12 protein-coding genes are annotated in these 13,234 nt (G+C 65.2%); 7 read left to right on the forward strand and 5 right to left on the reverse strand.

Translation table 11 applies throughout. From position 1 onward, the window contains the following. Positions 1–4: 4 nt before the first annotated feature. From L0U80_RS22505 to L0U80_RS22525, 5 genes are read right to left on the reverse strand one after another with little or no spacing between them, the layout of a single operon-like run. On the reverse strand, positions 5–475 hold the full coding sequence (locus L0U80_RS22505; RefSeq protein WP_233870313.1) for a Zn-ribbon domain-containing OB-fold protein: 471 nt from the start codon (positions 473–475) through the stop codon (positions 5–7). Positions 476–477: 2 nt separating this feature from the next. Continuing rightward, a complete protein-coding gene (locus tag L0U80_RS22510) occupies positions 478–1,641 on the reverse strand; it encodes a thiolase family protein (RefSeq protein WP_233870316.1) in 1,164 nt (387 codons plus the stop codon). After that, positions 1,638–2,786 carry an acyl-CoA dehydrogenase family protein gene (locus L0U80_RS22515; protein ID WP_233870319.1) on the reverse strand — a complete coding sequence of 383 codons (1,149 nt, stop codon included), beginning with the start codon at positions 2,784–2,786 and terminating at the stop codon, positions 1,638–1,640. The genes L0U80_RS22510 and L0U80_RS22515 overlap by 4 nt, the downstream gene beginning before the upstream one ends. A gap of 21 nt (positions 2,787–2,807) precedes the next feature. Next, positions 2,808–3,989 (reverse strand): acyl-CoA dehydrogenase family protein, encoded by a 1,182-nt coding sequence (locus tag L0U80_RS22520; protein ID WP_233870322.1) that lies wholly within the window; start codon positions 3,987–3,989, stop codon positions 2,808–2,810. 28 nt (positions 3,990–4,017) lie between these two features. Continuing rightward, positions 4,018–6,168, reverse strand: a complete 2,151-nt coding sequence (locus tag L0U80_RS22525; protein WP_233870325.1) for an acetate--CoA ligase family protein — start codon at positions 6,166–6,168, stop codon at positions 4,018–4,020. A gap of 313 nt (positions 6,169–6,481) precedes the next feature. On the opposite strand from L0U80_RS22525, the gene L0U80_RS22530 reads away from it, so the two are divergent. The 7 genes from L0U80_RS22530 to L0U80_RS22560 are packed head-to-tail and all read left to right on the forward strand — an operon-like array spanning position 6,482 to position 13,109. After that, the gene (locus L0U80_RS22530) at positions 6,482–7,243 is read left to right on the forward strand and encodes a GntR family transcriptional regulator (RefSeq protein WP_233870328.1); all 762 of its coding nucleotides are present in this window, start codon (positions 6,482–6,484) and stop codon (positions 7,241–7,243) included. Between the two features lie 26 nt (positions 7,244–7,269). Continuing rightward, the gene (locus tag L0U80_RS22535) at positions 7,270–7,647 is read left to right on the forward strand and encodes a RidA family protein (RefSeq protein WP_233870331.1); all 378 of its coding nucleotides are present in this window, start codon (positions 7,270–7,272) and stop codon (positions 7,645–7,647) included. A gap of 56 nt (positions 7,648–7,703) precedes the next feature. Beyond that, positions 7,704–8,708, forward strand: coding sequence for an amidohydrolase family protein (locus L0U80_RS22540; protein ID WP_233870334.1), 1,005 nt, complete (start codon positions 7,704–7,706; stop codon positions 8,706–8,708). A 2-nt stretch (positions 8,709–8,710) separates the two neighbouring features. Further along, positions 8,711–9,949, forward strand: a complete 1,239-nt coding sequence (locus tag L0U80_RS22545) for a Rieske 2Fe-2S domain-containing protein (protein ID WP_233870337.1) — start codon at positions 8,711–8,713, stop codon at positions 9,947–9,949. Between the two features lie 15 nt (positions 9,950–9,964). After that, the gene (locus tag L0U80_RS22550) at positions 9,965–10,951 is read left to right on the forward strand and encodes a PDR/VanB family oxidoreductase (RefSeq protein WP_233870340.1); all 987 of its coding nucleotides are present in this window, start codon (positions 9,965–9,967) and stop codon (positions 10,949–10,951) included. Between the two features lie 42 nt (positions 10,952–10,993). After that, on the forward strand, positions 10,994–11,776 hold the full coding sequence (locus L0U80_RS22555) for a crotonase/enoyl-CoA hydratase family protein (protein ID WP_233870343.1): 783 nt from the start codon (positions 10,994–10,996) through the stop codon (positions 11,774–11,776). Positions 11,777–11,783: 7 nt separating this feature from the next. Then, positions 11,784–13,109, forward strand: a complete 1,326-nt coding sequence (locus tag L0U80_RS22560) for a 3-hydroxyacyl-CoA dehydrogenase (RefSeq protein ID WP_233870346.1) — start codon at positions 11,784–11,786, stop codon at positions 13,107–13,109. Positions 13,110–13,234 lie beyond the last annotated feature (125 nt).

Here is a 13,234-nt window from a genome sequence, read left to right on the forward strand (position 1 = left end):
ACTCTCAGACCGGTGTGAACATCGGCACGGGATACTCGCCCTCGCTCGGCTTGAACACGAGCTTCACGCGCTGGCCGATCGCCAGTGCGGCGGGATCGCAGTCAACGAGATCGGTCAGCATCGTCACGCCTTCGTCGAGCGTGACGTATGCGAGCGTGTAGCGCGCCTCGTCCTTGCCCATCGTGCTGAACGAATAGACCGTGCCCTCGCCCTTCGTGTCGATCCACGCGGTGTTCGAACTCATGCAGTGCGGGCAGATGTCGCGCGGGTAGTAGTGCGTCTCGCCGCAGTCCTTGCAGCGCTTGATCAGCAGGCGGCCTTCCTTTGCGGCTTCCCAGAACGGCATCGCCTCAGGCAGCACGCGCGGCGCTGGAATGCGGCGCGGGCCAGCCGGCTTCGCGGCGGGTTTCGCACTGGCCGCGGGCGTGGCGCCCTGAGCCGGCGCACCTGCGGTCGATTGAGTCGTCGTGCTCATGATTACTCCCGCTCCATAATCAGCGTGCCCGCGGTATGGCGCGACGCGAGCGCGCCGCCGATACCGTTCGCGAGCGCGATATCGCAGTTCCTGACCTGCACGGCCGGATGGGCCTCGCCACGCAATTGGCGCACCGCCTCGATCACCTTCGTGACGCCGCCACGGTTCGCAGGGTGGTTGTTGCACAGACCGCCGCCATCGGTGTTGAACGGCAGCTTGCCGACGCCCGAGATCAGGTTGCCGTCCATCACGAACCTGCCGCCTTCACCCTTCTTGCAGAAGCCGAGGTCTTCGAGCTGCATCAGCACCGTGATCGTGAAGCTGTCGTACAGCGACGCGTATTTGATGTCCTGCGGAGTCAGGCCGGCCTCGGCGAACGCCGCAGCGCCCGACCACTTCGCCGCCGACCAGGTCAGGTCGATACGGCCGCCAGCGGCGTGCTTCGGCGCCTCACCGGTACCACGCACCTTGACAAGCGGACGCTTGAGTTTCTTCGCGATCTCCGGGCGCGCGACGATCAGCGCACCGCCGCCGTCGCTCATCACGCAGCAGTCGAGACGATGCAGCGGGTCGGCCACCATCGGCGAATTGACGACGTCCTCGACCGTCACGACGTTGCGCAGCATCGCGTTAGGGTTGTGCTGTGCGTGGTGCGAAGCGGCCACCTTGATCCAGGCGAGCTGTTCGCTCGTGGTGCCGAACTCGTACATGTGGCGCTTCGCCACCATGCCGTACAGGTTCTGCGTGGACGGGCCGAACGGCAGTTCGAACTGCACTTCGGGGGCGTCCGGATCCGGCGCCTTGAGCGAGAGTGCGGCACCGGCCGCGCGCGGACGGCCCGCCAGCGTGATCAGCGCAACATTGCAACGGCCAGCCTTGATGGCTTCCGCCGCGTGCGCGACGTGCAGTATCGGCGCGGAGCCGCCGCATTCCGTCGAATCGACATGACGCAGTTTGAGGCCCAGGTACTCGGCCACCGTGGTGGTGCCAAGGCCCGGGGCATCGCCGGCGCAGAAGTAACCGTCGATATCGTCCTTGGTCAGGCCCGCGTCTTCGAGTGCGCCCTTTGCCACGTCGGCGTGCAGGCGCAGCACGGAAAGGTCATCGGCCTTGCGCGTCGGGTGCTCGTAGGCGCCGACGATGTAGGCTGCTCCGTTCAGGCTCATGATGCCTCCCGCTGAGCAAGACGCTGCTCGGTGAAGCGGTGCAGATGCCAGTTCGCGTCGCCGTAGCTCATGTTGATCGCAAACATGCGCTTGACGTAATGGCCCGCCCGGCATTCCTCGGTCATGCCCATGCCTCCATGCAACTGGATGCCCCACTCGCCCGCGGTGCGGCAAGCATCGCCGACATAGGCCTTCGCAGCGGAGACAAAGCGGCGGCGACGCTGCGCATCGTTCTCGTCGATGGCCATCGCAGCGGCGCAGGCCATCGACTTGCTCTGCTCGAGCGAAATCAGCATGTCGGCGACGCGGTGCTGGAGGCCCTGGAACTTCGCGAGCGGCGCACCGAACTGCGTGCGCGTCTTCAGGTGTTCGGCGGTGTGATCGAGCAACGCTTCGAGCGCGCCAACCGACTCCGCGACCAGCGCGGCGTTCGCACGGTCGAGTGCGGCTTCAATCAGTTCGTAGGACTGACCAGCTTCTCCGATCAGGTCGGCGTTGCTCACAGCCACGTCGTTGAACGTGACGTGCGCGGCCTCGCGTGCGTCGATTGTTTCGAAGTGGCGCAGACTGATGCCCGGCGTCTTCGCGTCCACGAGGAACAGCGACAGGCCCTCTTCGTCGCTGCTCTGCCCCGAAGTGCGCACAGCGACCACGAATGCATCGGCGATTGCGGCGTCGAACACGATGGTCTTCGTGCCGCTGATCTTCCAGCCGTCGCCAGTTTCGGTCGCGGGGACAGCAATACGCGCCGTGTCATAACGCGCATCGGCCTCGCCGACCGCGAACGCCAGTACCTTCTCGCCCGCTGCGGCAGCCGCCAGCCACGCGTCCTTTTGCGCATCGCTGCCAGCCGCGCCAATCAGCGCCGCAGCCGGCAGGCCGCTCGCGAGCCAGCCCGCGCCGCCGAGCGCGCGGCCAAGCTCCTGCGCCACCAGCATGGTTTCCACCGCGCCATAGCCGCTGCCGCCATACTCGCCATCGATCGTCAGGCCCGTCACGCCGAGTTCGGCCAGACCCTTGCGGCGCTGGGACGCAAGCGCCGGGTCTTCGGCATTGCCACGCAGATGCGCGGGATATTCGCCATCGCAGAAGCGGCGCACCGCGTCCTGCAGGGCGACGTGATCTTCAGTCAGAGAAAAATCCATGTTCGTATTCCGTGTTCCGAATCAGGCATTGAAGAACGCGCGGCTGATGAGATTGCGCTGCACTTCGTTGGTCCCGCCGTAGATCGACACCTTGCGTGCGTCGAAATAGTTCGCCGCGACGGCAATCAGTTCATCGGGACTCGGGCCTTCGTAGCCGGCCTCGTCCTGCATCGCCTGCTCGTCGAACGGCAGCGCATACGGACCGGCGATTTCGGTTAGCAGCGCATAGATGCCCTGACGCAGTTCAGTGCCGCGCACCTTGAGCATCGGCGCCTCGACAGCCGGCACGCCGCTCGCCTGATTCGCGCTGAGCATGCGCAGGCCCGTGCATTCGAGCGCCATCAGTTCGACCTCGAAACGGCTAATGCGCGACTGAAGCAGCGGATCGTTTTCCAGACCCTGCTGCTTCGCGAGGTGCCTGGCGCGCGCGAGCTGCTGCTTGCAGGAGCCGATGCCCGCGATACCGGTGCGCTCGTGGCCGAGCAGATACTTGCCGTACGTCCAGCCCTTGTTGAGCTCGCCGACGAGGTTCTCCTTCGGCACGCGCACGTTGTCGAGATAGACCTCGTTGAGGTCGGTGCCGCCCTCGAGCATCTTGATCGGACGGATTTCGACGCCCGGTGCATGCATATCGATCAGCAGGAACGAGATGCCTTCCTGGGGCTTGGCGGCCGGATCGGTGCGCACCAGCGCGAACATCATGTCGCACCAGTGAGCGTACGAAGTCCAGACCTTGTGGCCATTGACGACGAAGTGATCGCCATCGAGCACAGCCGTGGTCCGCACCGAAGCGAGGTCCGAACCCGCGCCCGGCTCCGAGAAGCCCTGCGCCCACCAGGTTTCGCTGCGGCGGATCGCCGGAATGTATTTGGCCTTTTGTTCAGGTGTGCCAAACGCGTTAAGCACCGGTCCGAGCATGTTGATGCCGCTCGCGACGATACGCGGGGCGCCGCCCAGCAGCGTCTCCTCGTCGAAGATATAGCGCTGCACGTGCGTCCAGCCCGGGCCGCCGTGCTCCTTCGGCCACGACGGCGTGATCCACCCTTTCTCGTACAGCCTGGTGTACCACTCGACATAGTCCTCGCGCTCGATGCGCAGGCCGAGTTCGACCTTGCGCTTGAGGCGCGGCGACAGGTTGTGCTTCACGAACTCGCGCACTTCGGCGCGGAAAGCCTGATCCTCTGCGGAGTATTCGAGCTTCATATTCTTGTGTCCCCTCTCTCTGCAGTGTTCAGTGATGCACCGGACCTTGTGCGCCGCACACGACCAGTGCGTCGAGCGCCAGCACACGATCCGGATAGGCGACCAGCGGATTCACGTCGATTTCGGTGATCTCCGGGTTGGCGCGCATCTGGTCGCCGATAGCGGCCACGGCCTTCGCCACGGCGTGCACGTCGACACCGGCCGCACCGCGCACGCCTTGCAGCATCGCAGCGGCCTTTAGACGGCCCAGTTCGACGACGATGTCCGCCTCGGCCATGTCGGCCGGAATCAGGCGCACGTCCTTCAGCACTTCGATGAAGATGCCGCCGAGGCCGACCAGCACCACCGGGCCCCAGTCCGCGTCGCGCTTCGCGCCGACCACGAGTTCCAGACCGCGCGGGCCCATCGCTTCGACGAGCGCCCCGTCGAGTTTCAGTTCGGGACGATGCGACGACACGCTCGCGTGCAGCTTGTCCCAGCCGGCGCGCAGCGCGGCCGCATCGGCGAGTCCCACCACCACGCCGCCCACGTCGCTCTTGTGCGGCAATTCGCTTGCCTGCGCCTTGAGCACGACCGGATAGCCGATGTCGCCGGCAATCTTGAGCGCCTCGTCGATCGAGGTGGCAAGGCCACCCTTCGGCACCGGCAGACCGGCAGCCGCGAGCCAGCCCTTGCCCTGGTATTCGGCGAAGATGCCGTTGGCCGGCACCGCGCCGGGCAGCGGGATCGCCTTCGGCTCATCCTTGCGGGCACGCGCCGTGCGGGCCAGCGATTCACCGTAGGAGGCCACGCGAGCGCAGGCACGCAGCGCACGATCAGGAGAACGGAAGAACGGCACGCCGCTCGCCGCAATCGCTTCGGTGAAGAAATCTTCGAGCTGATTGTTGTCGCCCATCACCGCCAGCACAGCCGGCTTCGTGGCGCGAGCGAGCGCCGGCACCAGGTGGTCGGCCTTGTCGCGCTGCGCAATCGACGGACCACCCATGATCGACAGCACGAGGCTGCCGATATTCGGATCGGCGAGCACCGTATCGATCAGTTCGCCAATGAGACCCGGATTGCGCACGCCGATCGTGGTGTAGTCGAGCGGGTTGTCGGCCACCGCGTAGTCGGGCAGCAGTTCGGTCAGCTTCTTGATAGTCGGCTCGGTCAGGGTCGGCAGCGTGAGGCCGATATCCTCTGCAAAATCGAGCGTGATGTTCTTGACTGCGCCTGAGGCCGTCATCACGGCCGTACCGGCTGCGGGCGGCACGGGAAAACGCGCCAGGATGGTCGTGGTATCGAACAGTTCGTCGAGCGAATCGACCACCACTACGCCTTCGCGCGAGAGCAGCACGCTTGCGGTGGCGTGGTCGCCGGCCAGCGCGCCCGTATGCGACTGTGCGGCTTCGCGGGCGCGGGCGCTCTTGCCCGGCATCAGCATCACAATGGGTTTGCCGGCCGCGCGCGCTTCGCGCGCCAGTTGCAGGAACAACTGCGGACGGCGGATCTGCTCGGCGTAGACCGCGATCGCGCTCGTCTGCGGGTCGGCGATGAACCAGGCCAGATAGTCCTCTATACCGAGGTTGGCCTCGTTGCCGGTCGACACCGTGGCCGTGAGCAACTGGCCGCGGCCCATGAAGGCGTCCCGCAGGTTGGCGGCCATCGCGCCACTCTGCGCCACCACGCCCACGCCGCGGCGTCCGCCGGCCGGGTATGGGTTGATCGCTTCAAACGTCACCGGCACGCCGGCTTCAAAGTTGGTGAAGCCCATGCAGTTCGGGCCGATCAGCGCAACACCACCCTCGGCGGCCACACGCGCCAGTTCTTCCTGTTTGGCACGGCCTTCATCGCCGGCTTCTGCATAGCCCGACGCGAAGATCACCGCGGCGCCTGCGCCCAGCGTACCGAGCGTGCGCACCGTATCGAGCACCCCCGCTTCCGGAATGCAGAGCACCGCCAGATCGATGCCCTTGGGTAATGCCTCGACGCTGTTGACACACGGACGGCCGTTGATGTCCTGGCTGCTGCGTGAAACGAGATGGATCTCACCAGCGTAAGCAAACCGTTCGAGGTTTTGCAGCACGAAATTGCCGAACGCGCGCGGATCGGCGGAAGCGCCGACGATCGCGATCGATTTCGGCTTGAGGACTCGCTCCACGGATTGCACGCCTGCGGTATCGGGTAATGACTGGCTCATCGGAACATGCCTCTTCTTGACTTGATTGGGACCCCGGCGTTGGCATACCAGGATCACGTCGAATGAGGAGCATTCTGGCATACCAGAAGCGTGTTCTCAATACACCAGAGGCATATTTTGGTGGTTAGCGTTTTCCCCTATCCCCAACTCTTCGATCGCGAATATCGTCGCTATCCGATTGATTTACAACGATTTCATCGCAAACGCCGAGGTCTCTTTACGCAGAATCCCGGTGCATAAGAAAAACCCGCTATTGAATACCAGTAAGTCACATTGGTATATTTAAGCCATCAGAACACCAAACCCGCCTTCCATGAAACCTGTAGACGATCTGTCCGTCGAGCGCGACAGCGAAACGACCGATCTGCCGGCAGCGGCGCCGCGCATCCGCGCGAACCTTGCGAACGACATCCGCGAGACGCTGCAGACGGAGATCGAAACGGGCCTCCTCGCGCCTGGCACACCGATCGACGAACGCGCGCTCGCGGCACGTTTCAACGTGTCGCGCACGCCGGTGCGCGAGGCGCTGCAGCATCTCGCCGCGCGCGATCTCGTCGTGATTTCGCCGCGTCAGGGCGTTACCGTGGCACGCCTTTCCATCGCGAAGGTTCGCTCGATGCTCGAATACATCGGCGAACTGGAAGCGCTCTGCGCGCGCTTTTGCGCCCGCCGCGCGAGCGATGACCTGCGCGAAGCGCTCGACCGCGCGCTGATGGCCTGCCAGCAGGCTGCAGTAGAGGGCGACGCCACCGAGTATGCGCGCGCCAACGCGCTCTTCCACAACACGATCTACGACGGCAGCCGCAACGAGTGTCTCGCCGACCAGATCCGCGCAGCGCGCCGCCTGTCGGAGCGCTACCGCGTGGCCGACTTCCGCAACCGCAGCCAGATCAGCCGCTCGCTGCAGGAGCACTTCGAGATCGCCCGCGCGATCCAGGCCGGCGACGAAAAGAAAGCCGCCGAGGTGATGCTGCGTCACGTACCCGCCGGCACTAGCGGCTTTTCCGAATTCCTCGCGGCCGTGCCGCGCCACTTTTTCGATTTCGGCGTGGATCGCGATTCCAGGCTGTCCTGAACAAACATAGATACGGAGGAGACACCATGCCCCGCTCCATCGACGTCCCGGGCCTCGCCCATAACGCCCCGATCCCGGTTGGTGCGCGCGTCGCCAATGTGCTTTGCTCGTCGGCGATCGCCGGCAAGGACCCGGCAACCGGCAAGCTCGGCGCCGCCCCCGCCGACCAGGCCCGCCTCGCGTTCGACAACCTCAAGCGCTTTCTTAAAGCAGGAGGCGCGACGCTCGCCGACGTGGTGAAACTCACCGTCTACGTCAAGGACGATTCGGTGCGCGAACACATCAACGCGCACTGGCTCGCCTTCTGGCCCGACCCGGCGCAACGGCCGGCGCGCCACATCGTCGTGCACGACCTTCAGCACGGCATGGCCCTGCAACTGGAAACCCTCGCGGTCATCGCCTGAACGGCGCGATCGATCTCTCCACTGAACATCCCCTTCACGATACCCAAGGCTCAACCATGATCATCGATTCCCACGCCCACGTCGTCATGCCCCCGCAAAGCTTCCGCTACATGGCGGAACTGGTCGGCGGCCGCGCCAACCCGTCGACGAACCCGAATATCCCCGACGAGGCCGTGCGCAAGCAGGCCGAGGAACTCGTGCGCAGCATGGACGCGGTCGGCACCGACATCCAGTTCATCTCGCCGCGCCCGTACCTGCAGATGCATTCGGTGAAGCCGGCGCGCGTGACCGAACTGTGGACGCGTCACTGCAACGACCTGATCAAGCGCTTCGTCGACATGTTCCCGGACCGTTTCCGTGGCGTGGCGGGCCTGCCGCAACACATGCACGAATCGCCGGCCGAAAAGTGCGTCGCCGAACTGAAACGCTGCGTGAACGAACTGGGCTTCGTCGGCACGCTGCTGAACCCGGACCCGACCGAAGGCGATGGCCCGGCGCCGGCGGGTCTCGGCGACCCGTTCTGGTATCCGCTCTACGAAGCGATGACCGAACTCGACGTGCCCGCGCTGATCCACTCGGCGGGCAGCTGCAACCCGCGCGAGTCGTACACGCTGAAGTTCATCAACGAAGAAAACATCGCGGTCATCTCGCTGCTCGAATCGACGGTGTTCGAGAAGTTCCCGAACCTGAAGATCGTCGTCGCGCACGGCGGCGGCGCGATCCCCTACCAGATGGGCCGTTTCCGTTCGTGGTCCGTGCGCCGCAACAGCCCGGTGACGTTCGACGAGCAGCTGAAGAAGCTCTACTTCGACACCTGCAACTACTCGAAGGATTCGATCGAACTGCTGTTGAAGGTAGCGGGCACCGACAACGTGCTGTTCGGCACCGAAAAGCCGGGCACGGGCAGCGCGCGCGACCCGATCTCGGGCCGCGACTACGACGACATGAAGCCGGTGATCGACAGCATCGAATGGCTGACCGACGAGCAGCGCAAGAACATCTTCGAATGCAACTGCACACGCGTCTACACACGCGCGTTCCGCAACTACAAAGGAGCGTGATCATGGCGATGACCGCTGAAGACAACGTACTGCTGACCCGCGTCGACAACGGCGCGCCGATGGGCGAGATGCTCCGCCAGCACTACTGGATTCCGGCTGTGCCCTCGGTGAAGCTCGTCGCGGACGGTGCGCCCGTGCTCGTGCGCCTGCTCGGCACCGACTATGTGGCGTTTCGCAACACCGACGGCCGCGTCGGTGTGATCGACGAGCGCTGCCCGCATCGCGGAACGTCGATGATGGTCGCGCGCAACGAGAACAACGGTCTGCGCTGCATCTATCACGGCTGGAAGCTCGACGTCGCAGGCAAGGTCGTCGAAGCGCCGAACCAGGTCGGCGACCAGGAACAGTTCTGCAAGCGCGTGCGCACGGGCCAGTACCGCGTCGAGGAACGCGGCGGCATCGTCTGGGTGTGGCTCGGCAAGGGCGACACGCCGCCGCGCTTCCCTGACCTGCCGTTCACGAACCTCCCCGCCGAACAGCGCTCGGTGACGAGCGTCGAAGTGCCGACGAACTGGGTGCAGGGTGTGGAAGCGTCGATGGATTCGTCGCACGTTGGCGTGCTGCACGAATCGACCACGCAGATCACCGCGGGCGGCGGCAACGAGCGCATGCACATGACGAAGGCGCTTGCGCCGCGCCTCGAATTCGAGGAACGTCCGTACGGCTATCGCTATGCCGCGCTGCGTGACCTGCCCGAAGGCAAGACCTATGCACGCGTGAACAACTTCGTGATGCCGTGGTACGGCATCATCTGCGCGCCCGACGCGACCAGCCCGAGCACGGTGTTCTTCTCGACGCCGGTCGACGACGTCACGCACCGAGCGTGGTTCGTGCACTTCAACCCGACGCGCAAGCTCGGCATGACCGTCATGTCGGCGACGCCGGATGTGTGGAACTTCCCGCCGCTGCCGCCGGGCTCGCGTGCCGAGAACTTCGGCCAGAACCGCGATCTGATGAAGCGCGGCCACGCGACGGGCTTCTACCAGCACCTCGGGACGGAAGACTTCGCGATGTTCCTCGGCCAGGGCCCGATTGCGGACCGCACCACCGAACAGCTCTGCTCCGCCGACGGCGCGGTGCTGCGCGTGCGCGCGCTCCTGCTCAAGTCGGCGCGCGAGTTCATGGCGGGCAAAACGCCCACGCTCGCCGACAACCCCGAGCTCGACTACTCGCGCGCGGTTTCGATCGGCGGCGTACTGCCAACCGGCACCGACTGGCGCGTCCTGACCGAAAACGTGTAATCGGGAATGACTTCGATGCTTGCCCCCTTGTTGCTCACGCTACGCGTCGCCGCGGTCGACACGACGACTTCGCTGATCAAGTCGTTCACGCTCGAAGCGGCGGACGGCGCACCGTTGCCCGGCTACGAGCCGGGCGCACACCTCCAGGTCGAGATTCCCGCGAGCGCGGGCGGCGTGCCGCAATGGCGCTCGTACTCGCTCATCAATCTGGACGCGTCCGTCGATCCGCGCGCCGGCGTGCCAGCGTACCGGCTCGGCATCCGGCTGGAGGACGACGGGCGCGGCGGCTCGCGCCACATGCACGCCCTCGAAGTCGGCGCCACGCTCAACGCGCGCGCGCCCGTCAACCACTTCCCGCTCGCCGCGCCACCGCGCGTGCTGCTCATCGCGGGCGGCATCGGGATCACGCCGATGGCGTCGATGGCCGCCGAACTCGCTGCACAGCAACGCGACTACGAACTGCATTTGAGCGGCCGCACGCGCGACGCGCTGCCGTACGTCGAGGAACTGCGCAAGCTCGCGGGCGAACGTCTCGTGCTGCACGCCGACGACGACGCGGCGACGCGCCTGTCCATCGACGCGCTGCTCGAGGGCGCGCAGGTGAACCAGCCGATCTACGTATGCGGCCCGGCGGGGATGATCGAAGCCGTGCTCGCTAGTGCACGCAAGCGCGGCTGGCACGAGTGCGATCTGCACTACGAACTGTTCACCGAGGCCGCACCGCAGGAAGGGGACACCGCGTTCGAAGTCGAACTGAAGTCGTCGGGCAAGCTGCTCACGGTGCCCGCCGACAAATCGCTGCTCGACACGCTCATCGAAAACGGCACCGACGTTATGTACGACTGCCGCTCCGGCTATTGCGGCCTGTGCTCGGTCCAGGTCTCGAGCGGCGAGATCGATCACCGCGACACGTACCTGTCCGACGCGGACAAGGCGGGCGGCAAGGTCATGCAGGTCTGCGTGTCGCGTTGCAAGAGCGGTCGCGTCGTGCTCGACCTGTAACGCCCGGCTACTACCCCACGCATTCAGCAAACGGAATTCAGAATGAGCGACACCCTGGTTACCTATGAACTCGACGGCGCCGTCGCGATGATCGGGCTGAACCGCCCTGACAAGCGCAACGCCATCAACGAGGATGTGATCTCGCAACTGCGCGACGCCGTCAACCGCGCCGGCGACGAAGCCATGTGCGGCGTGATCTTCGGCCACGGCGGCAATTTCTCAGCAGGCCTCGACCTGCGTGAAGCGCTATCGCGCGCCACCGGCCAGACCGCGCCCCCGAAAAAGCGCCGCCGCCACTCGTGGCACGAAGTGTTCGACGTCATCGCGCGCGGACCGATCCCGTTCGTCGCGGCGCTGCACGGCGCCGTGGTCGGCGGCGGCCTGGAACTGGCGACTGCGGCGCATGTGCGCGTCGGCGACACCACCAGCTTCTTCGGCCTGCCCGAAGGCCAGCGCGGCATCTTCGTGGGCGGCGGCGGCTCCGTGCGCATCCAGCGCGTGGTCGGCTACACCGTGATGGCCGACATGATGCTGACGGGCCGTCTGCTCAACGCCGAAGAAGGTCAGCGCGAGCACATCATCACCTATGTGACGCCGGAAGGCGGTGCACTCGCGAAGGCGAAGGAAATCGCCGCGAAGATCGCCCAGAACGTGCCCGACACGAACTGGCGCATCACCAACCTGCTGCCGCGCGTCAACGATCTTTCGCACGAGGACGGCCTGTTCCTCGAGTACATGAGCTCGAACATGATGCGCTCCCCCGAAACCGCCGCGCGTCTGCAGAATTTCGTGGACGGCAACGCCAAACTCGTCAAGCCGGAGTGACGCACGCATGAACGCACCCGCAGAACTCACTCCGCAAGAAACCGCCGCGCTCGCGCATGTGAAGGCCGCTGAAAAAGCCGCCGCGAAGATTCCGGTAGGCGTTGATGTCAAGCCGCTTGAAATCAGGCAAGCCGCCGTGATCGGCGCCGGCACCATGGGTGGCGGCATCGCCATGGCACTCGTGGCGGCCGGCATTCCGGTTGTGCTCGTCGATGCCAACGATGAAGGCCTGCAACGCGGCCTCAAGCGAATCCGCGACAACTACGACGGCAGCATCAAGCGCGGCAAGCTGGACGAGGCCACGCGCGACCAGCGCATGGCGCTGATCACCGGCACGACCGCGGTTGCCGACGTAAGGGACGCCGACATCGTCATCGAAGCCGTATTCGAAGACCTGGGCCTCAAGCAAGGCATCTTTCGCGAGCTGGACCAGCACGCAAAGGCCGGCGCGATCCTCGCGACCAACACCTCGGGTCTCGACATCGATGAGATCGCAGGTGTCACGAAGCGTCCTCAGGACGTGGTCGGCGCGCACTTCTTCAGCCCGGCTCACGTGATGCGTCTCCTGGAAGTGGTGCAGGCCGACAAGACCTCGGACGAAGCCGTGGTCACGCTGATGGAACTCGGCCGCCGCATGGGCAAGGTGTCGGTCTATGCGAAGGTATATCCGGGCTTTATCGGCAACGCGCTGTTCCGCAACTACAACCGCGAAGCCCACTTCCTCGTTGAAGACGGCGCCCTGCCGCACGAAGTCGATGCCGCGCTCAAGGATTTCGGCTACGCGATGGGTATTTTCGCGGTGCACGACATGGCGGGTAACGACGTCGGTTATCAGACGCGCAAGGCCCAGGTGGCCACGCGCCCGACCGACCGCCGCTGGAACGACCTGATCATGAAGCTGACCGAAATGGGTCGCCTCGGGCAGAAAGCTGGCCGTGGCTGGTACCGTTACGAAGCCGGCGACCGCACGCCGCATCGCGATCCGGAAGTCGAGCAGTACATCGTCGAGGAATCGGCGCGCATGGGCATCACGCGCCGTCCGATCTCGCAGGAAGAGATCATCAAGCGCTGCATGTACGGCATGATCAACGAAGGCGCGAAGCTGCTCGAACAGGGCATCGCGCTGCGCGCCAGCGACATCGATATCGTCTATGTGACCGGCTATGGTTTCCCGGCCCAAAAAGGCGGCCCGATGTACTACGCGGACCAGATCGGCCTCGCGAATGTCTATGCGGACATCGAGCGCCTGTACGAAGAGTACGGCTACTGGTGGAAGCCGGCGCCGCTACTCGCGAAGCTCGCCGCGGAAAACGGCCGTTTCGCCGATCTCTAGGCACCTCGCGCACCTCCGGCATCGAAACGCGGCCGGGGGTGCGCGACAGTCTGCGCCGCCCTCTCTCCGCGGCGAAGACCTGACTCACATCTGGCGACTCCAAATGAAAAAACCCGGCAATGCCG

The organism is Paraburkholderia adhaesiva (assembly GCF_021390575.1).
Classification (GTDB): Bacteria; Pseudomonadota; Gammaproteobacteria; order Burkholderiales; family Burkholderiaceae; genus Paraburkholderia; species Paraburkholderia adhaesiva.

Coding starts and splice junctions, on each gene's coding strand:
- L0U80_RS22505 (WP_233870313.1), bottom strand. CDS start 475: ATGAGCACGACGACTCAATCGACCGCAGGTGCGCCGGCTCAGGGCGCC.
- L0U80_RS22510 (WP_233870316.1), bottom strand. CDS start 1,641: ATGAGCCTGAACGGAGCAGCCTACATCGTCGGCGCCTACGAGCACCCG.
- L0U80_RS22515 (WP_233870319.1), bottom strand. CDS start 2,786: ATGGATTTTTCTCTGACTGAAGATCACGTCGCCCTGCAGGACGCGGTG.
- L0U80_RS22520 (WP_233870322.1), bottom strand. CDS start 3,989: ATGAAGCTCGAATACTCCGCAGAGGATCAGGCTTTCCGCGCCGAAGTG.
- L0U80_RS22525 (WP_233870325.1), bottom strand. CDS start 6,168: ATGAGCCAGTCATTACCCGATACCGCAGGCGTGCAATCCGTGGAGCGA.
- L0U80_RS22530 (WP_233870328.1), top strand. CDS start 6,482: ATGAAACCTGTAGACGATCTGTCCGTCGAGCGCGACAGCGAAACGACC.
- L0U80_RS22535 (WP_233870331.1), top strand. CDS start 7,270: ATGCCCCGCTCCATCGACGTCCCGGGCCTCGCCCATAACGCCCCGATC.
- L0U80_RS22540 (WP_233870334.1), top strand. CDS start 7,704: ATGATCATCGATTCCCACGCCCACGTCGTCATGCCCCCGCAAAGCTTC.
- L0U80_RS22545 (WP_233870337.1), top strand. CDS start 8,711: ATGGCGATGACCGCTGAAGACAACGTACTGCTGACCCGCGTCGACAAC.
- L0U80_RS22550 (WP_233870340.1), top strand. CDS start 9,965: ATGCTTGCCCCCTTGTTGCTCACGCTACGCGTCGCCGCGGTCGACACG.
- L0U80_RS22555 (WP_233870343.1), top strand. CDS start 10,994: ATGAGCGACACCCTGGTTACCTATGAACTCGACGGCGCCGTCGCGATG.
- L0U80_RS22560 (WP_233870346.1), top strand. CDS start 11,784: ATGAACGCACCCGCAGAACTCACTCCGCAAGAAACCGCCGCGCTCGCG.